We start from the raw sequence: 20,501 nt of genomic DNA, 5'->3' as shown, positions 1-20,501 counted from the left end.
CGTCCGCTCCTGGCTTGCGCGTGGAAAGGGTAATCGTGACCATCATTCGGCAGCCAGCGCCTTGGGGGCAGGAAAAAGATCGGGGAAGAACCGAATGACGCTGCTCAGGGGGTTCGAGGCCGCCTGGCCCAACCCGCAGATCGAGGCGTCGCGCATGCATTGGGCGAGTTCCCCCAGAAGCTCGGTGTCCCAGATGCCATCCTCCATCAGGATACGGGCCTTCTGGGTGCCGGAGCGACAGGGCGTGCACTGCCCGCAACTCTCGTCCTCGAAGAATCGCATTAGGTTCAGGGCGGCCCCCCGAACGTCGTCCCGGTCGGACATGACAACGACGGCCGCCGATCCGATGAAGCAGCCGTATTTTTCAAGTGTGCCGAAATCGAGCGGGATGTCGTTCATCGACGCCGGCAGGATACCACCGGACGCGCCGCCCGGCAGGTAGGCCGAGAAGGTATGGCCCTCCAGCATGCCGCCGCAATGCTCATCGATGAGTTCCTGGATGGTGAGGCCGGCGGGCGCTAGCTTCACACCGGGTTCCCTCACGCGTCCGGACACCGAATAGGAGCGCAGGCCGACACGGTCGTTACGGCCATGGCTCTTCCACCAGCCAGCGCCGCGTTCGATCAGGTCGCGCACCCAGAACAACGTCTCGATGTTGTTGATGAGGGTCGGACGATTGAACAGACCGACCTGGAACGGGAAGGGCGGTTTATGCCGTGGCAGCCCTCGCTTGCCTTCGAGCGACTCGATTAGTGAGGATTCCTCGCCGCAGATATAGGCCCCGGCCCCGCGGCGGAGATGGATGCGCGGTCCGCCCGTAGGAAGCCGGGCGATTTCTCGGGTCAGGATCTCACGGGAGATCGGATACTCGTCGCGAAGGTAGATATAGACGTCCGTGGCCTCGACCACGTGGGCGCCAATCAGCATGCCTTCGAGGAAGCGGTGTGGGTCGGTGTTAAGGTAGAGCTGATCCTTGAAGGTGCCAGGCTCACCCTCGTCGCCGTTGACCGCCATCAGCCGCGGCCCAGGTTCGCCGCGCACCGATCTCCACTTGCGCCCCGTTGGGAAACCCGCGCCGCCGAGGCCACGCAAGCCGCCGTCGTCGAGCACCTGGAATATGTCGTCTATGGAAAGTTCGCCGCCTCGGAGACGGTCCAGCGTCGCGTATCCGCCGGTCGCCCAGTACGCGTCGTAGTCGATGTATTGGGGCAGATGGGCGTGGGTGTCACCGGCCTCGACGGCCGCCCGCACGGATGCCAAGTCTGCCTTGTGGAGGAAGTTATGCCCGACCTCGACGGCGGGCGCGTGGTCGCAGAGGCCGACGCATGGGGCACGCACGACACGGACCCGGTCCGACGCAAGCTCCCGCTGGAGCGTTGTCAGCAAGTCGTCGGCGCCGAACATCGCGCAGGTGATGCTGTCGCAGACGCGGACAGTCAGCTGCGGAATGTCAGCGTCGCCCTCCTTCACCACGTCGAAATGGGCGTAGAACGTCGCCGTCTCGAAGACCTCGGCGAAGGCGAGGTCCATCTCGTCCGCCAACGCCGCGAGATGGTGTGCCCCGATCTGGCCGTAGGTATCCTGGATCAGATGGAGATGCTCGATCAGCAGGTCGCGTTGGCGCGAGCGCGTCCCAAGGAGTTGCTCGATCTCGACTTTGGCATTCGGCTCGACCTGACGGCCCTTTGGCACGGCTCGGACCTTGTTGCGTCCCGTGCCAGGATGAGAAAAATTCCTGACTGTCCCTGCTGCCTCACTCATGGGCGATCCGGTTTCCATTCGTTCTTGCGGTGATTGGTGCGAGCGCTGCCTATTGGCCACCAAAGGCCCGTAGCGGCTGACCGGCTTCGGAGCGATGTTCCATCGTCACAGCACCGGTGGACGTCTCCAGCGACGCGACCCGTGGGCCGACGATGGACCGAAGTTCCGACTCGAAAGCGTCCAGGGCAGCGTTGAGACGGTCCGTCGGGCTTTCGTCCGATCCCGACTGGCCTTTTGAATCGAGGGCCTCGGTCAGTACGCTTTGAAGCCGCTCAATCAACTCTTGGGTGAGTGGTGGCTTGGCCTGCTCGACATAGGCTTGCGTCACAGCATGCGCCTGATCGGTCGCCGTGAGGATGGGGAGCTCGGTCATGGTTGGGCTCGCAAGGGTGCAAAAAGGCGGTGCATGGCGTGCCCGTTGTTTCGGTAACTCGGCATTCTGCCTCTGGCTACCCGTTAATACGCGATATATTTCATGTGGTATATCGCTATTGCAATGGTTTCAAACTGGCGCTGCGTTGCGGGGGCAAGCCCTGGGAGCATGGCTCGGGACCGACCGGGAAGTGACGAGCTTGAGCTTTGCAGGGCGGTGGTGAGCCAGATACTCGTTATCATGGGGCATCACTGGACCCCGGTTCACGAGTTCGACGACGAGCCGGACACGGCTCGGTGAAGCGATTTGGCGGGCAGGCTCATAAAACCTCGCGGTGGTCGAGTGGGCTAGCGTTGGACCAGCCCAGAAATTGGAATCTACTCGCATACGAACGAACGAGGACCGCTGCGTTCCAGCCTTGTACGGATCGTATTGGTCGGTCGTGACGGCCCCTTCGAGCGTGCTTGTACGCCGGTGGTATAATCCGCCGAGCAGATGTTTGCAGGGTGGATGAGTTACTTAGCAAATTCCGATGGGGCGATATTCCATGAAATCGCCCAAGCTGCGCGTTAGAGACGGTCGCAGTTGGAGGAGTTCTTCTCGGCTTCTTGGGAAACATAGCCGACATCGATATACCGATGCACATATCTCGTGTGCCGCGCATCTGCGTCGGCTGAGCGAGCAGGTGTGGACGCATCGATGTTTGAAGGGACGTGGCGCAGCGCGGCCGGTGCCGAGCTCCGACTATGGCAATTCGGGGAGGCGGTATCCGGCACGTATGCTGCTGGCCAAGCGGAGGCGATGCCGCCGCATCGTGGTCGCATACTGGTCGGTATGGCGGAAGGCAACGTGATTGGTTTCGTGACGGCATCAGGAGCATCGCACACAATCAGGAGCTGGGCGGGTCGCATCTATCCGTCTGAAGGAGGAATGGGTTTCGAGCTTCACCTATTGAGCCAAACTGTCGGACAGCAGACGTCGCGGGTTAAGTTTTCGCGGTCGGTCAAGCTTGAGACCGTCGTGTTCACCCAGGTGACCGTCGATTAATTAGCGCCTACCCGAAGCTAGAGGCTGTTATGAACCGTGCCAGTTGAGCGACCTGTTTTAAGCATGAGGCAGACGAAGGCGACGATGTTGATGCTGGGTTAGTACGACAAGAGCGGATGCAGGACTGGCCACAGGAACGTCTGGGACGCGTGCTCGGGCGCTGGGACTCTCATGTTTCCCGCGGGCTTGTCCTTCATCTCGGCCAGGGCAGTGAGCTCGACCTCGACCTGCGCGAACTGGGAACCGACGACGTCCAGCGGACGCTTGCTCGCCTCGGTCGGGAAGACACCGCGCATGGATCGGTCAGCAGCCGCATCCCGAGCTGTTCATCAAGATCCGTCATGGCGCGGCTCAGGGCCGATTGGGGCACGCCCAGTCGTGCCGCGGCAAGGGCGAAGCTGTCCTGCGGCGATACCGTTGCAAAGGACCGGAGGTCGGTCAGGTTCTCACGCGCAATCGACGGTCCCCGGCGCGCGCATCCGTAGGGGGGTGATCCTGCAGCTGCGGCGTGCCGAACCGACCCCATAGTCCACGCTCATGACCCTATGTGGGTTTGCAGGGCAAATCGACGAGATCGTGCGCCGTACATTGGAGCCTATCCAAGGTGTGAGTGTTTCCTCCGCACAACCCGCTCGCGCCGGACGGTTCGAAGCGCCGCCCCCGCATCCCTACGGAGGCCGAGATGGGACGATCTGGAGATCATGAATTGAATCGGAGAGACTTGATGGTGGGAGCATCCGCCACGGCGGCCCTCGCGGCCGTACCCTCGGCGGCGGGCGCCGCCCCCGTGAGCATCGACAAGCCGGTGCTGACGAAGGTGTCGTTGACGGTGAACGGCCAGCGCCGCGACCTTGAGCTCGACACCCGCACGAGCCTGCTCGATGCCGCCCGTGAGCACCTGCATCTGACCGGTTCCAAGAAGGGCTGCGACCACGGCCAGTGCGGCGCCTGTACGATGATCGTCGAGGGGCGGCGTATCAACTCTTGCCTCACCCTCGCGGTGATGCACCAGGGCGCCGAGATCACCACCATCGAGGGTATCGGCCAGCCCGAGAACCTACACCCGATGCAGGCGGCCTTCATCAAGCACGACGGTTACCAGTGCGGCTACTGCACCCCGGGCCAGATCTGCTCCGGCGTCGCCGTGCTCGCCGAGATCAAGGCCGGCATTCCCAGCCACGTCACCGCCGATCTCAATGCCACCCTCCAGGTGACAGAGGCCGAGATTCGGGAGCGCATGAGCGGCAACATCTGCCGTTGCGGCGCCTATTCCAACATCGTCGAGGCGATGACCGAGGTTGCCGGGAGGCCCGTATGAAGTCCTTCACCTACGAGCGCCCAAGCTCGCCCTCCGAGGCAGCCGCCGCCGTCGCCCGCACCCCGAACGCGAAGTTCATTGCAGGCGGCACGAACTTGCTTGACCTGATGAAGCTACAGATCGAGACACCGGCGCACCTCGTCGACGTGAACGGCCTAGGCCTGGACACCATCGAACCGACGCCCGAGGGCGGCCTCCGGGTCGGTGCCCTGGTGCGTAACACGGATCTGGCCGCCGATGCCCGGGTCCGCAAGGACTACGCCGTGCTCAGCCGCGCGCTCCTGGCGGGCGCCTCGGGCCAGCTGCGCAACAAAGCCACCACCGCCGGCAACTTGCTCCAGCGGACCCGCTGCCCATACTTTTACGACACGGCTCAGGCCTGCAACAAGCGCCAGCCCGGCTCCGGCTGCTCGGCCCTGGATGGGGTCTCGCGCCAGTTAGCGGTGATCGGCGGCAGCGAGGCCTGCATCGCCACCCACCCGGGTGACATGGCGGTGGCCATGCGGGTGCTCGACGCCAACGTCGAGACCGTGGATGCCAAAGGCTCATCGCGAAAAATCCCGATGGCGGAATTCCACCGCCTGCCCGGCGACCGGCCCGAGATTGACACGACCCTCAAGGCCGGCGAGCTCATCACCGCCGTTACCCTGCCGAAGCCGTTAGGCGGCACGCATGTCTACCGCAAGGTCCGCGACCGGGCCTCCTACGCCTACGCCCTCGTCTCGGTCGCTGCAGTGCTGCAGCCGGACGGCACGGGTCGGGCAGCATTTGGTGGCGTCTCGCACAAGCCATGGCGCGTCGAGGCGGCAGAGGGTGATCTGCCACGCGGCGCCAAGGCCGTGACCGACAAGGCCTTCGCCGGGGCCAAGCCTACTCACCAGAACGCCTACAAGCTGAAGCTCGCCGAGCGTACGCTAATGGCGGCGATCCACGAAGCGAGGGCCTGAGCCATGAAGTTCGACACCCCCGCAGGCCAGAACCCCATCGACCGTCTTAAGGTCGTCGGCCAGCCGACCGACCGGATCGACGGCAAGTACAAAACCACTGGCACCGCGCCCTACGCCTACGAACGCCATGACGTGACGCCGAGCCAGGCCTACGGCTACGTGCTCGGTGCCGGCATTGCCAAGGGCCGCATTCGCGGCATGGACACCTCCATTGCCAGGACGGCCCCAGGTGTCCTCGCCATCGTGACGACGCTCGAAACGCCCCGAATGGAACGGGGCACAATGAACACGGCCTACTTGTTCGGCGGCGACCAGGTTCAGCACTACCACCAGGCCATCGCCGTGGTGGTGGCCGAGACCTTCGAGCAGGCCCGCGCGGCCTCCTTCCTGATCACGGTCGATTATACCCCTGAAACGGGGAAGTTCGACCTGGCCGCCGAAGCGAAGTCTGCGAAGCCGGTGAAGGGCGACAGCGGCGAGGGCAGCGGTGGCAACGGCGAGGAGCGTGTCGGTGATTTCGAGGGTGCCTTCGCAAAGGCACAGGTCACGTTCGACGAGATCTACGCGACCGCCGACGAGAGCCACGCGATGATGGAGCCGCACGCGACCGTCGCGGCATGGGAGGGCGAGAAGGTCACGCTCTGGACCTCGAACCAGATGATCACCTGGGCCCATGAAAGCATGGCCAAGATCCTTGGTATTCCGAAGGCGAACGTGCGGATCGATTCTCCCTACGTGGGCGGCGGATTCGGCGGCAAGCTGTTCGTGCGCGCCGACGCGGTCCTCGCGGCGCTCGGTGCCAAGGCGGCGGGACGGCCGGTGAAGGTCGCACTGACCCGTCCCCTCATCGCCAACAACACCACCCATCGGCCCGCCACTATCCAGCGCGTGCGCATCGGGGCGACGAAGGACGGCACCATCACGGCCATCGCCCACGAGAGCACCTCCGGCAACCTGCCCGACGGCGATCCCGAGACGGCGGTGAGCCAGACGAAGCTTCTCTACGCGGGCGCCAACCGGCTCACGGCGATGAAGCTCGCACTCCTCGACCTGCCCGAGGGCAACGCGATGCGCGCGCCCGGCGAGGCTCCGGGCCTGATGGTCCTGGAAGTCGCCATGGACGAGATGGCAGAAAAGCTAGAGATCGACCCCGTGGAGTTCCGCGTTCGCAACGACACCCAGGTCGACCCCCACGCCCCGGATCGCCGCTTCTCGCATCGTGACCTCGTCGGGTGCCTCAAGCTGGGGGCGGACAGGTTCGGTTGGGCGAAGCGTAATGCCAAACCTGGCTCCGTCCGGGACGGGCAGTGGCTCGTTGGTGTCGGGGTCGCCTCCGCGTTCCGCAACAACATGGTGATGAAGTCCGGCGCACGCGTTCGCCTGGATGAACAAGGGACGGTCACGGTTGAAACCGACATGACCGACATTGGAACGGGTACCTACACCATCATCGCCCAGACGGCCGCCGAGATGATGGGCGTCCCGCTGGACAAGGTCGTGGTGCGGCTGGGGGACTCCGATTTCCCCGCCTCGGCGGGATCGGGTGGCCAATGGGGCGCCAACTCCTCGACGTCCGGGGTCTACGCGGCCTGCGTGAAGCTGCGCGAGGCCGTGGCGCAGCGTCTTGGCATCAACTCGGCCGACGCAGTCTTCGAGGACGGCCAGGTCCGCTCCGGAAACCGCGCAGTGCCGCTCGGCGAAGCGGCGCGGGGAGGGCTGACGGTCGAGGACACCATCGAGTTCAGCGAACTCTCGAAGACCTATCAGCAATCAACGTTCGGAGCCCATTTCGTCGAGGTGGGCGTCGATGTCCACACGGCGGAGATCCGGGTCCGGCGCATGCTTGCGGTCTGCGCCGCCGGTCGCATCCTCAACCCGAAGTCGGCCCGCAGCCAGGTCATTGGCGGCATGACTATGGGTGTTGGTGCTGCGCTGATGGAGGAGCTTGCGGTCGACACCAAACGCGGCTTCTTCGCTAACCACGACCTCGCCGGATACGAGGTGCCGGTACATGCTGATATCCCGCACCAGGATGTGATTTTCCTCGACGAGGTCGATCCGATCTCTTCGCCGATGAAAGCCAAGGGCGTGGGCGAGCTCGGCATCTGCGGCGTCAGCGCGGCGGTGGCAAACGCCGTTTACAACGCGACGGGTATCCGGGTGCGGGAATACCCGCTTACCCTCGACAAGTTCCTTGACCGCATGCCCGACGCAGCCTGAGCTACGGGGAACGGCAGGGACAATGTACGGATATGCGACCTTGTTCGGGCTCGCCTCCGTAGCCGGAATGCACAGCATGTCGGCTTGTGCCGCAGTGGCGTGGGCCACCTCGGAGGGCGGGACACGGGGCGCCTCGATCCCGGCCGGCGCGGGAGCACGAGCCATTGTGACGACACTGCCGCGTGGTGAGATGGCAAGGGACAAGATGTCGTTCCCAGCGGATTGCCGCATCCCGCCCTCGTTCGCATTTCGGCTCGCAATCGGCGGATGAGCGTTGGTCGGCCGTCAATCGTCACCCAGGACCGGGGCCCAGGCCGACGCCGTCGCGGGTACACGTATCGGCCGAGCGGCCCGGGGACCGGACTCGCGCAAGTTCCCTGGTCGTGCCCAGGGGCCTTATCGAGGATGCCGCTGCCATAGGGCTTGCGGTTCTCGTCGTTTCTACGGCCGAACGGCATCATGAGCCTATCAGTGCCTATCCCGAAGCTCGTAGTTGGTAAGGCCTTGATGCCCCACTGTAAGGATTCATAGAGACCATCGCGGTCGAAGATGCCCCATCGTGTGGCCGTCATGATGCGGCATGCCGGAACCCGCGTCGCATCTAACCGTGGTGGCTCGCCCGTCCATCGATCTCACGGCCGGATTGCACGCCCCTTCGACGATAGGCCCACTAGGCTGGCCGCCTGCGAACCATCTGCCGTGCCGGAACGGAGAACGGTACGGGCGCCAGGACAGTCCGCCTGCTTCCGGGCGGTCAATTGGTTAAGTAGATCTTATTAGTCGGCCGAAGCTGACCCTTCTCAGACCTTAGGAACGTCCGCTACCGGGCTATTCAATTTATCAGATGGCTATGAAGGGAATGGACAGCTTTCTGCTCATCCGCTTTCAGGCGGATGATAGGCTAATTAAACGTTGGAGGAACCGGTATGCCAATGGTCAAGCTCGCACCACGCATCCTGCGGGAAACATTCACATCCTAGTAGCGGCCGAGGCAGCTGCCCGTTATCCGTTTGGGCCGAAACCGCGCTTAGGCGGGGATCTTCGAACCGTCCCAAGCGAAAACGCTGCCGGTGTCGGCCGCGCTAAGGCCGTTCAGCACGCGCAGGAGATGGGCCGCGCTCACTTCGGGCGAGAAGACGCCGTCGGCCGTCGGGTCCGGCCGGAAGGGCCGCGACAGGCCGGAGGCGACCGTGCCGGGATGCAAGCCCACGACGATCGCCTCCGGTCGGCTTCGGGCGACCTCGATCGCGAGCGTTCGCAGGATCTGGTTCAGTGCCGACTTTGAGGCACGGTAGGTATACCAGCCGCCAAGTCGGTTGTCGCCGATCGATCCGACCCGCGCCGACAGGGCCGCGAACACGCATCGCTCCCGTCGCGCAAGCAGGGGCACGAAATGCTTGGCGACAAGCGCAGGGCCGATCGTGTTGATCGCGAAGATGGTGGCCATCGCGGCGGGGTCGAGCGCCCTGACCGTCTTCTCAGGCGAGACACCCGCCCGGTGAAGAAGGCCGGTAGCGACGATAACCAGACCCACCGGTCCGGCTTCGCCGACCCTGGCCGCCGCCGCAGCAACCGTTGTCTCATCGCTCAGGTCGATCGGGAGGGTTCGGACACCCGCGGGAACAGATGATCCCGAGCGTGAGAGCGCGAAGATCGGCGCGTAGGCTTCGCCCTCGGCGAGCGCGCGGACCACGGCCCCACCGATGCCGCCGGACGCACCGATGACAATCGCGCTGGTCGGGCGTGAAGCGGTCAAGGCGCGGCCTCCCGGTCAACGGCGGAGCCTCGGCGCCCTCGGCGAAAGATCAAACTGAGGTTATTGGCCGGCATCGTGATGCGCTCTGCCAGATGAAGATCATGCGTTTTTGCAGCAGCCACGACCGCCTCGATGTCGCGGACCCCCCAGGAGGCATTCCTCGCGCGCAGGCTGTTGTCGAACGTGGCGTTGCTTGGCGCGGTGTGCGCGCCATGCTCCCGGAAAGGACCGTAGAGGTACAACACACCACCCCCCGCTAGCGCCGCTTCTGCGCCAGCCATCAGCCCGATGGTCGCATCCCAGGGTGCGATGTGGATCATGTTGATCGCGACGACCGCGTCCACCCGCGGCACCGGCCACGGCTGACGAATCGCATCGATCGCCAACGGCGACCGGATGTTGGCCAGCCCGGAGGCGTGGGCATGGGCGACGATGCTGCGACGGGCCACTTCATTGGGATCGCTTGGCTGCCAGTCGAGGGCGGGCAGCGCACGGGCGAAATGGACGACGTGCTCGCCCGATCCGCTCGCGATCTCGAGCACGAGACCGCTGGGCGGGAAGACGCGTTCGAGGACCTCGGCGATCGGGGCGGCGTTGCGGGCTGCGGCCGGCGAGAACAAAGTATTGGGCATGGGTCACTTCTAAGCGCGGCCGATGCCGAGTGCATGCCCTTTCGTGGCAGCGCGCCTACTTCGGGGAAAAGACGCGTCTTCAGCTCATAGCGCGCAGCTGCGGCGCGGGCCGATCGCGATGAGATGCTGATGGCTCCTCAAACGGAGTTCAATCATGACTTCGACCAACGACACCACCCGCCGACCGTGGAATCTCGGCCGCCTCTTCGGCCCTAAGCCGCCGTTAAAGCCCGAGCTCATCTATTCGATCCGCACTCGCCTGCAGCACGAGGGCCGCACGCGCGACTTCGCCTTGTTCAACACCGCCATCGATAGCAAACTGCGTGGCTACGATCTCGTCCGCCTGCGCGTGGCCGATGTCCATCTCGGCGACGGCGTCCGCCTGCGCACCACCATCGTCCGGCAGAAGACTGGCCGGCCCGTATCCTTCGAGCTGACCGAGACTACCCGTGAGACCGTCGCGGCATGGCTCAAGCTGCTTCTATAGTAACAGATGAGTTGCGCTCTGAGATAAATTTGGGAATAATCTTGCGACTCGATTTCTGCGGGAGTTAATTCAGGAGCCGCCGAATGTTTCGCTCTTCAGCTCTCGCATTCCTGCTTCTGACCAATATCGCTGCACTGGCTGGCGAGCTTCCGCGCTACAACGTGGAAGCCACGTGTCGCGCCGCTCCGAGCCTGGAGGTTGGTGACCGGAACACCGACCAGACCTGCGTGCGTGATGAGACGCAGGCCCGCACGCAACTCGGGCAGCAATGGGCCGGCTTCGATGAGAAACGCCGCGACAAGTGCATCCAGGAGGAGAGTATCGGGGGCACGCCAAGCTACGTCGACCTGCTGACTTGCCTGCAAATGTAAGCTGGCTCGCCCTCCCAAGGAGCACACCGGCACCGAAGCGCACTGACGGGAGGGGACATGTCTACCTGGCTCTTCGAAGAAGTCGCTCCAGCGACGAAGCCCAAGACCTCCTTGGGCATGCGCTACATCCCCGGCGGGACGTTCCGCATGGGATCGGACAGGCACTTTCCGGAGGAAGCACCGGCACACCGAGTGACGGTGGACAGCTTCTGGATCGACGAGACCCCCGTTACGAACCGGCAGTTCAAGACGTTCGTTCAGGCCACCTCCCATCGTACCGCCGCCGAGATCACGCCGGATCCCAAGGACCATCCCGGCGCGATGCCGCACATGCTCTACGCCGGCTCGCTCGTTTTCGTACCGCCTGACCTACCAGTCGATCTGCGGCTCTGGGGCGAGTGGTGGACCCTGCTCAAGGGGGCCAACTGGCGACGTCCCTACGGCCCGAAGAGCAACATAAACAGCCTCGACAACCATCCCGTGGTGCACGTGAGTTACGCCGACGCACTCGCCTATGCGCGGTGGGCGGATAAGGACCTACCAACCGAGGCTGAATGGGAGTTCGCCGCCCGCGGCAGCCTCGACGAAGCGGAGTTCGCCTGGGGCGAGGTCTTCACTCCGAACGGGCAGCATATGGCCAACACCTGGCAGGGTCAGTTCCCCTGGCAGAACCTGGCGCAGGACGGCTTTGAGCGCACCTCGCCGGTCAAGGCCTTTCCACCTAATGGGTACGGCCTCTACGACATGACCGGCAACGTCTGGGAGTGGACGAGCGACTTCTACACCGATCGCCACTCGGCCGACGCGCCGAAGGCCTGCTGCATACCGACAAATCCGCGCGGTGGCCCGGTCGAGCGAAGCTACGATCCGAGCCAGCCCGAGAGCCGGATCCCCCGTCGGGTCCTGAAGGGCGGCTCGCACCTGTGCGCGCCCAACTTCTGCAGCCGCTACCGACCGGCAGCGCGCCTTCCAGAGCCCGTCGATACCTCCACGAGCCATGTCGGCTTCCGCTGCATCATCAGGGAAAGGAGCGTTCCATGACCCGTGACAAAGCATTTACGCCGGGTACCGTAGGCCGAAACCGCAAGCGGTCCATGAGGGCGGCGCTGATCGGGGCGACGGCCTTGATCACGACGATGCCGGCGGTGCCGACCTTCGCCCAGGCGCCGCAGCAACAGAAGCCCAACATCCTTCTCATCGTCTCAGACGACACCGGCTATGGCGACCTCGGACCTTATGGCGGTGGACAGGGGCGTGGCATGCCGACGCCGAACATCGACCGCCTCGCCGATGACGGGCTGACCTTCTTCGCCTTCTACGCCCAGCCCAGCTGCACCCCGGGGCGCGCCGCGATGCAGACCGGGCGCATCCCCAACCGCAGTGGCATGACCACGGTCGCGTTCCAGGGTCAGGGCGGTGGCCTGCCTGCGGCCGAATGGACGCTCGGTTCAATGCTGAAGCAGGGCGGCTACAAGACCTACTTCACCGGCAAGTGGCACCTCGGCGAGGCGGACTACGCGTTGCCCAACGCCCAGGGCTACGACGTGATGAAGTATTGCGGCCTCTACCACCTCAACGCCTACACCTACGCCGACCCGACCTGGTTCCCCGACATGGACCCCGAGCTTCGAGCCATGTTCCAGAAGGTCACCAGGGGGGCGCTGTCGGGGAATGCCGGCGGGACGGTGACCGAGGAGTTCAAGATCAACGGCCAGTACGTGAACACGCCCGTGCTGGACGGCAAGGAGGGCGTCGTCGGCGTGCCCTTCTTCGACAGCTACGTGGAGAAGGCGGCGCTGAGCTTCCTCGACGAAGCTGCGAAGGCGAGCACGCCTTTTTACATCAACGTCAATTTCATGAAGGTGCATCAACCGAACATGCCGGCCCCGGAGTTCGAGCACAAATCGCTCTCCAAGACCAAGTATGCCGACTCGGTGGTGGAACTCGACACTCGTATCGGCCGCATCATGGACAAGCTGCGCTCGCTTGGGCTCGATAAGAACACGCTCGTCTTCTACACGACCGACAATGGCGCCTGGCAGGATGTGTATCCCGACGCCGGCTACACCCCCTTCCGCGGCACCAAGGGCACCGTTCGCGAGGGCGGCAACCGCGTACCGGCGATCGCGGTTTGGCCGGGCAAGATCAAGCCGGGCAGCAAGAACCACGACATTGTCGGCGGTCTCGACCTCATGGCCACGTTCGCGTCCGTCTCCGGCTTGAAGCTGCCAGAGAAAGACCGCGAGGGTCAGCCGATGACCTTCGACAGCTATGACATGTCACCGGTGCTGCTCGGGACGGGTAAGTCGGAGCGGAAATCGTGGTTTTTCTTCACCGAGGATGAACTGACCCCGGGCGCGGTCCGTGTCGGCAACTACAAAGCCGTGTTCAACCTTCGCGGCGATAACGGTGCAACAACCGGAGGTCTGGCTGTCGATACCAACCTGGGCTGGAAGGGCGCGAGTAAATACGTCGCGACAATCCCGCAGATCTTCGATCTCTGGCAAGACCCGCAGGAGCGTTACGACATCTTCATGAACAACTACACCGAACGCACTTGGACAATGGTCACCATGAGCGAGGCGGTGAAGGGGCTGATGAAGACCTACGCGCAGTATCCTCCGCGTAAGCTGCAAAGCGAGGTCTACACCGGCCCTGTCACGATCTCACAATACGAGCGGCTGCAATCGGTCCGAGATATGCTCTCCAAGGAGGGGATCAGTCTGCCGATGCACGGAGGCCAATGACGGCTTGATGACGCTTGGGACGGGCGCCTTTTCGTAGGCGCCCGTTTGTCTAAAGCGAGGAAGATCATGATGACCACGCGACTATCCTGCCTCTGGGCCTTGCTGTTTGTGGCCGCGCAATTCTCGTCAGCTTCTGCTCAAACCGATCCATTGCCCTCCTGGAACGACGGGCCAGCCAAGCTGGCAATCGTCTCGTTCGTAAGCGACGTCACATGCCAAGGCTCGCCGGACTTCACCGCGGTCCCCGAGCGGATCGCGACGTTCGACAATGACGGGACCTTGTGGGCCGAGCACCCAATGTATTTCCAACTCGCATTCGCGTTCGAACGAGTGAAGGCGCTGGCGCCGCTGCATCCAGAGTGGACGGAGACGCAGCCCTTCAAGGCGGTTCTTGAGGGAGACATGAAGACCTTCGCCGAATTGGGCGAGCGCGGGGCAAGCGAAGTCATCATGGCAACCCACGCCGGCATGAGTACGGCCGAATTCGAAACTATCGTGACCGACTGGCTCGCCATCGCGCGCCATCCGCGGTTCCAACGGCCCTACACCGACCTCGTCTACCAACCTATGGTCGAGTTGCTGGCCTACCTTCGAGCCAATGGCTTCAAGACCTTCATCGTGTCTGGTGGTGGTATCGAGTTCATGCGGCCGTGGGTGGAACGGGTCTATGGCATTCCGCCCGAACAGGTCGTGGGCTCGTCGATCAAAACGTCGTTCGAGATGCGTGCCGGAAGACCAGTCCTGTTCCGCCTGCCCCAGGTCAACTTCGTCGATGACAAGGCGGGCAAGCCCGTCGGCATCAACGAGCACATCGGACGACGTCCACTCGCTGCGTTCGGCAATTCCGATGGGGATCTTGAGATGCTGCAGTGGACGACGATGGCTGGAGGCGTCCGACTCGGGGTGATCGTCCACCACACAGACGCGGAACGTGAGTACGCCTATGATCGCAACTCGCCCTTCGGTCGCCTAGACAAGGCCTTAGACGCCGCCACGGCGAACCAATGGACGGTGGTGGATATGAAGCGGGACTGGAAGCGGGTTTTCCCCTTCGAGGCTCTTGAGAGATAGGCACCAGAGGCTGCCAATAGACTGCGCTACGATTCTGCCGGGCAATGTTCAGATGTGCTGTCGATACGTCTTTATCTGGAGTGTGAGGGTACGTCCGCTCGCGCGGAGGACACGCGCTGACGGAATCGTCCCCCAGACCCGCGCTTGCCGTTAGTCAGCAAATCGATTGCGGTAAGCGCCGGCTGATACCGAAGCGGCGGCCGGCGAAAAAGCCATAGGTCTTACTCTTCCGCTGCATCGTAATGAGACACGGCGGCAGCTTGGCGGAGAACAGTCGCTCGTTGAAAAAGTCGTAGGCCTCAGAGAGACCAGAATACGTGCGCGTGGTCGGATCCGTCAGCACATTGATCATGTCGTACGAAACAATGCCCTCTAACCAAGCTTATCTCGCATATGGTGCTTCGTACGGAACAAATCATCCCTCCGTCATGACTGATGGCAAGACCGGCGTTCGTCACAGCAGAGCAATTTGGGCGCCCAGGAGCCTGTATCCCCCTCCTGTCGTACCCCGGTATATCTTGGGATTTTGATCGGCGCTCATGCGCGATGGACTGGCCTGCCCACTGAAAAGTGGTCCTCCCTTAGGTATGATGGTGTGGAACGTTGGAGTTGACCCGCTTTGTGGTCCACGGCCTATGCAAGTTCTCGGGCTGTGACAGCTTGGTTGGCGAAGGCTCGGGGGGCAAGCCGCCCAGGGCCGTGTGGGGTCGATCTTCGTTGTAGTGGCACCTCCAGTCCTCGATGCGCTCGCGGGCATCAGCCAGCGACAGGAACCACGAAGCGTTCAGGCATTCCGCCCCCAGACGGCCGTTGAACGACTCGATGTAGGCGTTGTCGGTCGGCTTGCCCGGTCGGGAGAAGTCGATCTTGACCCCGTTCAGGTAGGCCCTTTGGTCGAGCATGCGACCGGCAAACTCAGGTCCGTTGTCTACCCGTAGACTTTTCGGTCGACCTCGCGGCCTGACCAAAGCGTCGAGCGCCTCAGTTACCTGGTATGCGCGGAAGTTGGCTCTCGGTGTGAGCGAGAGCGCCTCTCGCATGTGGCAATCGACGACGGTCAAGATCCGGAACGGACGTCCGTCGAAGATGCGGTCGGACATGAAGTCCATGGCCCAGACCTCGTTGGGGCTGGCGATCGCCGGTCGCCCCTGGCGATAGCGCCAAGCTCGCTTGCGCTTAGGCAGCTTGGCCCGGATCGACAGTCCCCCGTCGCGGTAGATCCGGTAGGTGCGCTTGTGGTTCACCTTCCAGCCCTCCCGTCGCAGCAGGATGTGTAGACGCCGGTAGCCGTAAAGCACCCGCACGGCGGCCAACGCCGCATGCGCAGTGCGACCTGAGGGTCCGAGCGCTTCCTCTAGCGCTGGGACGAACGGCCGAAGCCGGTAGCCAGACAGGCCCGCCGCTCGCTGATGCCGTAGACCACCTAGAGGTGGCAGGCGACCTCGCGGCGAGCGGCGGGCCTCACCACTTTCGCTTGAGCACGTCCTGAAGCATCGAGCGGTCCAGCGTCAGGTCGGCCACCAGTCGTTTCAGCTTGCTGTTCTCATCTTCCAACTGCTTCAGCCGCCGGATCTCCGGCACACCCATACCGACGAACTACTTCTTCCAGCGGTAGAACGTCGGCTCAGAGAAACCCATCTTCCGGCAGACCTCGTCCACCGTCGCGCCGTTCTCCGCCTGCCGCAGGGCGAAGGCGATCTGTTTGTTCGTGAAACGCTTGCGAGGCATGGCATCCACCCTCCTTCAGGGTTCAGGATGCCCGAAAAACTTGCGTTCAGCGCGGACCAGTTTGCTGGGTCAGGGTCACCTGCCGCCAGCCATCGCTGCGCCTGCTGGTAGACAGCCTCCCAGGGTGGGAGGTCGTCGGGCATCCACCGCCAGGGTGCCCCCGTCTTCACCACGTAGCGTAACCCGTTGAACGCCTCGCGAAGCGAAGCCTCACGCTGCCCCGCATCCTAGCGCAGCAGCGTCAGGTACGGCACGACCAGCGCCCATTCATCATCGGAAACATCGGACGGGTAGGCTTGCCGCGAAGAGGTCATGCCTCCTCGTCTGGATCCCAGACCGCTCAAATCTATAACAGCATCTAGCTTTCTTATTTCGCCGCTTCCCACATCACTTGCTTCTTAAATCTATGAAGCCCAGCCGCGTTAGGCGAATTTTAACAAAATCGGTGCGTCAAAAGGTAAATTTTGGAGGGGAGGCGCCAGACAAACGCGCCTCCCCTTAATTTATAGGGCCGAATCGCGATCAGCGCTTCCCAGCGAGGTCGCCGTCGCGCATCCTGCCTGTCGGCTCTTGTACGTGAGCTTCGAGGAACCACAGCTGTTTATCTACGCCGCGCGAGACCTCGGTGAAGAGATCGGCCGTGCCGGCATCGCCCGCCTCGTCGGTGTCTTCAATATTTTGGCGGACAGCGTTCGCATAGACTGCGTAGCGGTCAATCAGCGCCGCGAGGTGGTCGGCAATCGCGTAGGCGTCGAGGGGATAGGGGGCCAGTTGTGAGGCCGCTACCACAGCAGCTGCGGTGCCACGCGCCGTACCGCCGAGCTGAGTGATACGCTCGGCCACCTTGTCGTTGTAATCGTCCAGCTCGTCGCGGAACCCATCTAGCATCAGGTGAACGCCGATGAACTGCGGACCCTTCAAGTTCCAATGCGCCTGCTTGACCGCTAAGGCCAGATCGATTCCGTCCGAAAGTCGCGCATTGAGCGCCTCGGTCGAGACCTTCTTTGCGTTCGATTTCGTGTTGTTCTGGGTCTCGTGGAGCCGCTGCCCTGTGGTGGAGTTCGTGTTCGCCATGAGAAGTTCCTTGTGGTATTGGCGGATGGCTGAAATCGGCTTCTCGCCGCGCGATGAGTTTAACGTGAGCCGGTGCCGCACGTCTTGAAGGGCAACGGGTAAACTTGGCCCTCGTACACTGCAACTAGCGGATGTACGGTTCATCATGAGCTCCGTACGCAACGCCCGATCATCAAGCTTGGGAGGCGGCACCGAACCACCCATGCCACCTACATACTTAATGCTTTGGAGCACATCCTGAACAAGCGTCATCCCGTACAGGGCGGGAGCATATGCACCACTGCGAAAGGGGCTCGCAATACCTTGCGCTGCGCTACACAGAGCAGTTGGCCGAGGCAGCCGTGAGCCCAAGCCATCCGTCGACGATAGCTATTACAGCGCCTGGGCCGACACGATCAACGGCCTGTTCAAGACCCAGGTCACCCACGGCTTACGTTCCGCCGACCACCTTGCCATCGTGCAAACAAGAACGGAGGTGTCAGATAAGCGCAGAGACGCCACCGGCGCACCCGAGCATGTTGGACCAGCTTGATCCATCAACCCCAATGAGAAGCGACATTTCGGGAGGCAAGCTGATGCAAGAGCTCAATCCTGCAATTCGCCATGGATAAGAACAAGAATTCAGGGCTACGATCTGATGAACTCGCCGATAGAAGAGAGGCGAGCTCATGAGCACGACCAAGACAATCCGACCCTATCGAGCAGCTGCTGGCGGATGGGGCGCACTCAAGGCAACGGGTGAGGCACTGATCGCGCAGCGGACGCCTTTTAAAGGCTCCAAAACGCTGTTGCAGATGAACCAGCCGGCCGGCTTCGATTGCCCAGGTTGCGCATGGCCCGATCCAAAGCACACTTCGTCCTTCGAATTTTGCGAGAACGGTGCGAAGGCTGTTGCTTGGGAGGCAACGGCGCGGCGCTGCACGCCGGATTTCTTTGCCGCACATACTGTCACTGAGCTTGCAACATGGAATGATTACGACCTTGAAATGCAAGGTCGATTAACACATCCAATGCGCTACGATTGTTTATCCGACCGATATGTCCCTATCGCTTGGGATGAGGCATTCAATATCATCGCAGAACGTCTAAACAAACTGGATAGTCCGAACGAGGCAGCATTTTACACTTCAGGCCGAACTTCGAACGAGGCGGCTTTTTTATATCAACTCTTCGTACGCGGGTTCGGCACCAACAACTTTCCGGATTGCTCGAATATGTGCCACGAACCAACAAGTGTTGGTCTACCGGCATCGATCGGGGTCGGAAAGGGTACGTGCCTGCTAGAGGATTTCGATCTCGCAGATGCGATTTTCATCTTCGGACAGAACCCCGGCACTAATTCGCCCCGCATGCTGACAAGTCTGCGCGACGCTTCACGCCGGGGTGCCAGCATCATCTCATTCAACCCATTCCGTGAGCGGGCCCTGGAGCGGTTCCAGGCCCCACAATCGCCGGTGGAGATGCTGACCCTCGGATCCACGCCGATCAGCAAGGCCCTCTACCAACTGCGCGTTGGAGGTGACGTCGCGGTTCTGAAGGGAATGATGAAGGCCCTGATCGAGGCAGACGACGCGGCGCGGACCGCAGACCTGGCTGCCGTCCTCGATTGGGATTTCATCGCTGGGCACACGCACGCTTTCGACGAGTTGGCGGCCGACCTTCGTGCCACGGCCTGGACCAAGATCGAGGCCCGGTCGGGTCTGACGCGCACCGACATTCGCACTGCGGCCGATGTATATGCGAAGGCCGATCGCGCCATCCTCGTCTACGGCATGGGCATCACCCAGCACCGCAACGGTGCTCATAATGTCCAGCAGATTGCCAACCTCGCCCTGATGAGAGGCAATGTCGGCCAGCCCGGCGCCGGGATCTGCCCGGTTCGGGGGCACTCGAACGTGCAAGGCGACCGCACCGTCGGGATCACGGAAATCCCGACGCCTGAGTTTCTGGCCCGGCTTGCGGAGCGCTACGGGTTCACGCCCCCATCGCAGCCGGGGCACAACGTCGTCTCCGTGCTGGAGGCCATGCTCTGCGGGGACGTCAAGGTGTTCGTCGGCCTGGGCGGCAACTTCGCCGGGGCAATCCCGGATCACGGGCGTACCCACGATGCGATCCGTAGGCTGGATCTCACCGTCCAGATCTCCACGAAGCTCAATCGCGGACACCTCGTCCACGGACGCGACGCCCTCATCCTTCCGTGCCTCGGGCGGACTGAGATCGACAGACAGGCGACCGGACCGCAATCCGTCACGGTCGAGGATTCCATGTCGATGGTTCATGCCTCAGCGGGGCGCAACGAACCCGCCTCAAGTGATTTGCGCAGCGAGCCCGCCATCGTTGCGGGCATGGCCCGAGCAACCCTCGGCAACCGCATCAAGGTCGAATGGGAGGCCCTCGCCGGGCATTACGACCTGATACGTGACGAGATCGAAGCGATTTTTCCAGCGTTCCGAGGCTACAATGCTCGCGTCCGGCAGCCCGGCGGCTTCCATCTCACCAATTCCGCACGCGAACGGATCTGGGCTACGTCCACCGGGCGGGCGAACTTCCTGGTGACGCCCGGTCTCACGGAAGACCTGCCGTTCGACGCGCCGGACGGGCTCTGGCTCACGACAATGCGCAGTCACGACCAATACAACACGACCCTCTACTCGCTGTCCGACCGCTATCGCGGGGTCTATGGCCAGCGCGACGTCGTCTTCCTCAACGCGACGGAGATGGCCGTCCGGAATCTGGAAGCGGGAGACCGGGTCGATCTGGTCACATTATCCTCCGACGGAATCGAGCGATGCGTCCGAGGCTTCACCGTCGTGCTCTACGCGCTCCCGGCCGGGTGCTGCGGTGCCTATTACCCAGAGACCAATGCGCTTCTGCCGCTCTACGCTCACGACCCGGTCAGCGGAACGCCCTCCGCCAAAGCTGTTCCGGTTCGTCTCGTCCGCTCCACCCCCGATTGAGTGGTCCCATCG

General features: G+C 62.9%; 17 protein-coding genes and 3 pseudogenes. 10 read left to right on the top strand and 10 right to left on the bottom strand.

All coding sequences use genetic code 11. The features are described from left to right. Window positions 1-42: 42 nt before the first annotated feature. Entirely contained in the window at window positions 43-1,761 is a 1,719-nt protein-coding gene (locus ACYQML_RS01665; RefSeq protein ID WP_461234497.1) for an NAD(P)H-dependent oxidoreductase subunit E, read from the bottom strand. Between the two features lie 49 nt (window positions 1,762-1,810). Further along, window positions 1,811-2,134 carry a hypothetical protein gene (locus ACYQML_RS01660; protein WP_056434670.1) on the bottom strand — a complete coding sequence of 108 codons (324 nt, stop codon included), beginning with the start codon at window positions 2,132-2,134 and terminating at the stop codon, window positions 1,811-1,813. A gap of 699 nt (window positions 2,135-2,833) precedes the next feature. On the opposite strand from ACYQML_RS01660, the gene ACYQML_RS01655 reads away from it, so the two are divergent. Next, complete coding sequence (locus ACYQML_RS01655; RefSeq protein WP_082470353.1) at window positions 2,834-3,181, top strand: avidin/streptavidin family protein; 348 nt, start codon at window positions 2,834-2,836, stop codon at window positions 3,179-3,181. Between the two features lie 98 nt (window positions 3,182-3,279). Here ACYQML_RS01655 and ACYQML_RS01650 read toward each other — a convergent pair whose 3' ends face one another. Both ACYQML_RS01650 and ACYQML_RS01645 read right to left on the bottom strand, forming a co-directional pair. Further along, entirely contained in the window at window positions 3,280-3,477 is a 198-nt protein-coding gene (locus ACYQML_RS01650) for a hypothetical protein (RefSeq protein ID WP_461235788.1), read from the bottom strand. 65 nt (window positions 3,478-3,542) lie between these two features. Then, a pseudogene (locus tag ACYQML_RS01645) lies at window positions 3,543-3,707 on the bottom strand (hypothetical protein); the annotation flags it as partial. A 198-nt stretch (window positions 3,708-3,905) separates the two neighbouring features. On the opposite strand from ACYQML_RS01645, the gene paoA reads away from it, so the two are divergent. From paoA to paoC, 3 genes are read left to right on the top strand one after another with little or no spacing between them, the layout of a single operon-like run. After that, entirely contained in the window at window positions 3,906-4,499 is a 594-nt protein-coding gene (gene paoA, locus ACYQML_RS01640) for an aldehyde dehydrogenase iron-sulfur subunit PaoA (protein WP_056434664.1), read from the top strand. Further along, window positions 4,496-5,446 carry an FAD binding domain-containing protein gene (locus tag ACYQML_RS01635; RefSeq protein ID WP_461234496.1) on the top strand — a complete coding sequence of 317 codons (951 nt, stop codon included), beginning with the start codon at window positions 4,496-4,498 and terminating at the stop codon, window positions 5,444-5,446. Before paoA ends, ACYQML_RS01635 begins: the two co-directional genes overlap by 4 nt. A gap of 3 nt (window positions 5,447-5,449) precedes the next feature. Continuing rightward, a complete protein-coding gene (gene paoC / locus ACYQML_RS01630) occupies window positions 5,450-7,666 on the top strand; it encodes an aldehyde oxidoreductase molybdenum-binding subunit PaoC (RefSeq protein ID WP_461234495.1) in 2,217 nt (738 codons plus the stop codon). 1,027 nt (window positions 7,667-8,693) lie between these two features. Here the strand turns inward: paoC and ACYQML_RS01625 are convergent. Both ACYQML_RS01625 and ACYQML_RS01620 read right to left on the bottom strand, forming a co-directional pair. Next, window positions 8,694-9,422 carry an SDR family NAD(P)-dependent oxidoreductase gene (locus ACYQML_RS01625; RefSeq protein ID WP_461234494.1) on the bottom strand — a complete coding sequence of 243 codons (729 nt, stop codon included), beginning with the start codon at window positions 9,420-9,422 and terminating at the stop codon, window positions 8,694-8,696. Next, complete coding sequence (locus tag ACYQML_RS01620; RefSeq protein ID WP_461234493.1) at window positions 9,419-10,054, bottom strand: DUF938 domain-containing protein; 636 nt, start codon at window positions 10,052-10,054, stop codon at window positions 9,419-9,421. The genes ACYQML_RS01625 and ACYQML_RS01620 overlap by 4 nt, the downstream gene beginning before the upstream one ends. A gap of 154 nt (window positions 10,055-10,208) precedes the next feature. On the opposite strand from ACYQML_RS01620, the gene ACYQML_RS01615 reads away from it, so the two are divergent. The 5 genes from ACYQML_RS01615 to ACYQML_RS01595 all read left to right on the top strand — a co-directional run bounded on the left by ACYQML_RS01615 (window position 10,209) and on the right by ACYQML_RS01595 (window position 14,730). Then, complete coding sequence (locus ACYQML_RS01615) at window positions 10,209-10,541, top strand: site-specific integrase (RefSeq protein ID WP_461234492.1); 333 nt, start codon at window positions 10,209-10,211, stop codon at window positions 10,539-10,541. An 83-nt stretch (window positions 10,542-10,624) separates the two neighbouring features. Next, window positions 10,625-10,912 (top strand): hypothetical protein, encoded by a 288-nt coding sequence (locus tag ACYQML_RS01610; RefSeq protein ID WP_461234491.1) that lies wholly within the window; start codon window positions 10,625-10,627, stop codon window positions 10,910-10,912. A 57-nt stretch (window positions 10,913-10,969) separates the two neighbouring features. After that, complete coding sequence (locus ACYQML_RS01605) at window positions 10,970-11,953, top strand: formylglycine-generating enzyme family protein (RefSeq protein WP_461234490.1); 984 nt, start codon at window positions 10,970-10,972, stop codon at window positions 11,951-11,953. Window positions 11,954-12,048: 95 nt separating this feature from the next. Then, on the top strand, window positions 12,049-13,659 hold the full coding sequence (locus ACYQML_RS01600; protein WP_461234489.1) for an arylsulfatase: 1,611 nt from the start codon (window positions 12,049-12,051) through the stop codon (window positions 13,657-13,659). A 66-nt stretch (window positions 13,660-13,725) separates the two neighbouring features. After that, window positions 13,726-14,730 carry an HAD family hydrolase gene (locus ACYQML_RS01595; protein WP_461234488.1) on the top strand — a complete coding sequence of 335 codons (1,005 nt, stop codon included), beginning with the start codon at window positions 13,726-13,728 and terminating at the stop codon, window positions 14,728-14,730. A gap of 154 nt (window positions 14,731-14,884) precedes the next feature. Here the strand turns inward: ACYQML_RS01595 and ACYQML_RS01590 are convergent, their stop codons facing one another. From ACYQML_RS01590 to dps, 4 genes and pseudogenes are all read right to left on the bottom strand, one after another. Next, window positions 14,885-15,082, bottom strand: coding sequence for a hypothetical protein (locus ACYQML_RS01590; protein WP_461234487.1), 198 nt, complete (start codon window positions 15,080-15,082; stop codon window positions 14,885-14,887). Window positions 15,083-15,363: 281 nt separating this feature from the next. Next, window positions 15,364-16,458: pseudogene (locus ACYQML_RS01585) on the bottom strand (IS3 family transposase). 80 nt (window positions 16,459-16,538) lie between these two features. Beyond that, window positions 16,539-16,772, bottom strand: a pseudogene (locus ACYQML_RS01580) (transposase); the annotation flags it as partial. A gap of 208 nt (window positions 16,773-16,980) precedes the next feature. After that, window positions 16,981-17,532 (bottom strand): DNA starvation/stationary phase protection protein Dps, encoded by a 552-nt coding sequence (dps, locus tag ACYQML_RS01575; RefSeq protein ID WP_461234486.1) that lies wholly within the window; start codon window positions 17,530-17,532, stop codon window positions 16,981-16,983. Between the two features lie 668 nt (window positions 17,533-18,200). On the opposite strand from dps, the gene ACYQML_RS01570 reads away from it, so the two are divergent. Further along, complete coding sequence (locus ACYQML_RS01570; protein ID WP_461234485.1) at window positions 18,201-20,489, top strand: FdhF/YdeP family oxidoreductase; 2,289 nt, start codon at window positions 18,201-18,203, stop codon at window positions 20,487-20,489. Window positions 20,490-20,501 lie beyond the last annotated feature (12 nt).

The sequence above is a fragment of the Methylobacterium sp. CM6244 genome, assembly GCF_054817885.1.
The sequence above is the reverse complement of the archived record's forward strand: the minus strand, read 5'-3'. Positions and strand labels throughout refer to the sequence as shown.

Coding starts and splice junctions, on each gene's coding strand:
- ACYQML_RS01665 (WP_461234497.1), bottom strand. CDS start 1,761: ATGAGTGAGGCAGCAGGGACAGTCAGGAATTTTTCTCATCCTGGCACG.
- ACYQML_RS01660 (WP_056434670.1), bottom strand. CDS start 2,134: ATGACCGAGCTCCCCATCCTCACGGCGACCGATCAGGCGCATGCTGTG.
- ACYQML_RS01655 (WP_082470353.1), top strand. CDS start 2,834: ATGTTTGAAGGGACGTGGCGCAGCGCGGCCGGTGCCGAGCTCCGACTA.
- ACYQML_RS01650 (WP_461235788.1), bottom strand. CDS start 3,477: ATGCGCGGTGTCTTCCCGACCGAGGCGAGCAAGCGTCCGCTGGACGTC.
- paoA (WP_056434664.1), top strand. CDS start 3,906: ATGGTGGGAGCATCCGCCACGGCGGCCCTCGCGGCCGTACCCTCGGCG.
- ACYQML_RS01635 (WP_461234496.1), top strand. CDS start 4,496: ATGAAGTCCTTCACCTACGAGCGCCCAAGCTCGCCCTCCGAGGCAGCC.
- paoC (WP_461234495.1), top strand. CDS start 5,450: ATGAAGTTCGACACCCCCGCAGGCCAGAACCCCATCGACCGTCTTAAG.
- ACYQML_RS01620 (WP_461234493.1), bottom strand. CDS start 10,054: ATGCCCAATACTTTGTTCTCGCCGGCCGCAGCCCGCAACGCCGCCCCG.
- ACYQML_RS01615 (WP_461234492.1), top strand. CDS start 10,209: ATGACTTCGACCAACGACACCACCCGCCGACCGTGGAATCTCGGCCGC.
- ACYQML_RS01610 (WP_461234491.1), top strand. CDS start 10,625: ATGTTTCGCTCTTCAGCTCTCGCATTCCTGCTTCTGACCAATATCGCT.
- ACYQML_RS01605 (WP_461234490.1), top strand. CDS start 10,970: ATGTCTACCTGGCTCTTCGAAGAAGTCGCTCCAGCGACGAAGCCCAAG.
- ACYQML_RS01600 (WP_461234489.1), top strand. CDS start 12,049: ATGCCGGCGGTGCCGACCTTCGCCCAGGCGCCGCAGCAACAGAAGCCC.
- ACYQML_RS01595 (WP_461234488.1), top strand. CDS start 13,726: ATGATGACCACGCGACTATCCTGCCTCTGGGCCTTGCTGTTTGTGGCC.
- ACYQML_RS01590 (WP_461234487.1), bottom strand. CDS start 15,082: ATGATCAATGTGCTGACGGATCCGACCACGCGCACGTATTCTGGTCTC.
- dps (WP_461234486.1), bottom strand. CDS start 17,532: ATGGCGAACACGAACTCCACCACAGGGCAGCGGCTCCACGAGACCCAG.
- ACYQML_RS01570 (WP_461234485.1), top strand. CDS start 18,201: ATGAGCACGACCAAGACAATCCGACCCTATCGAGCAGCTGCTGGCGGA.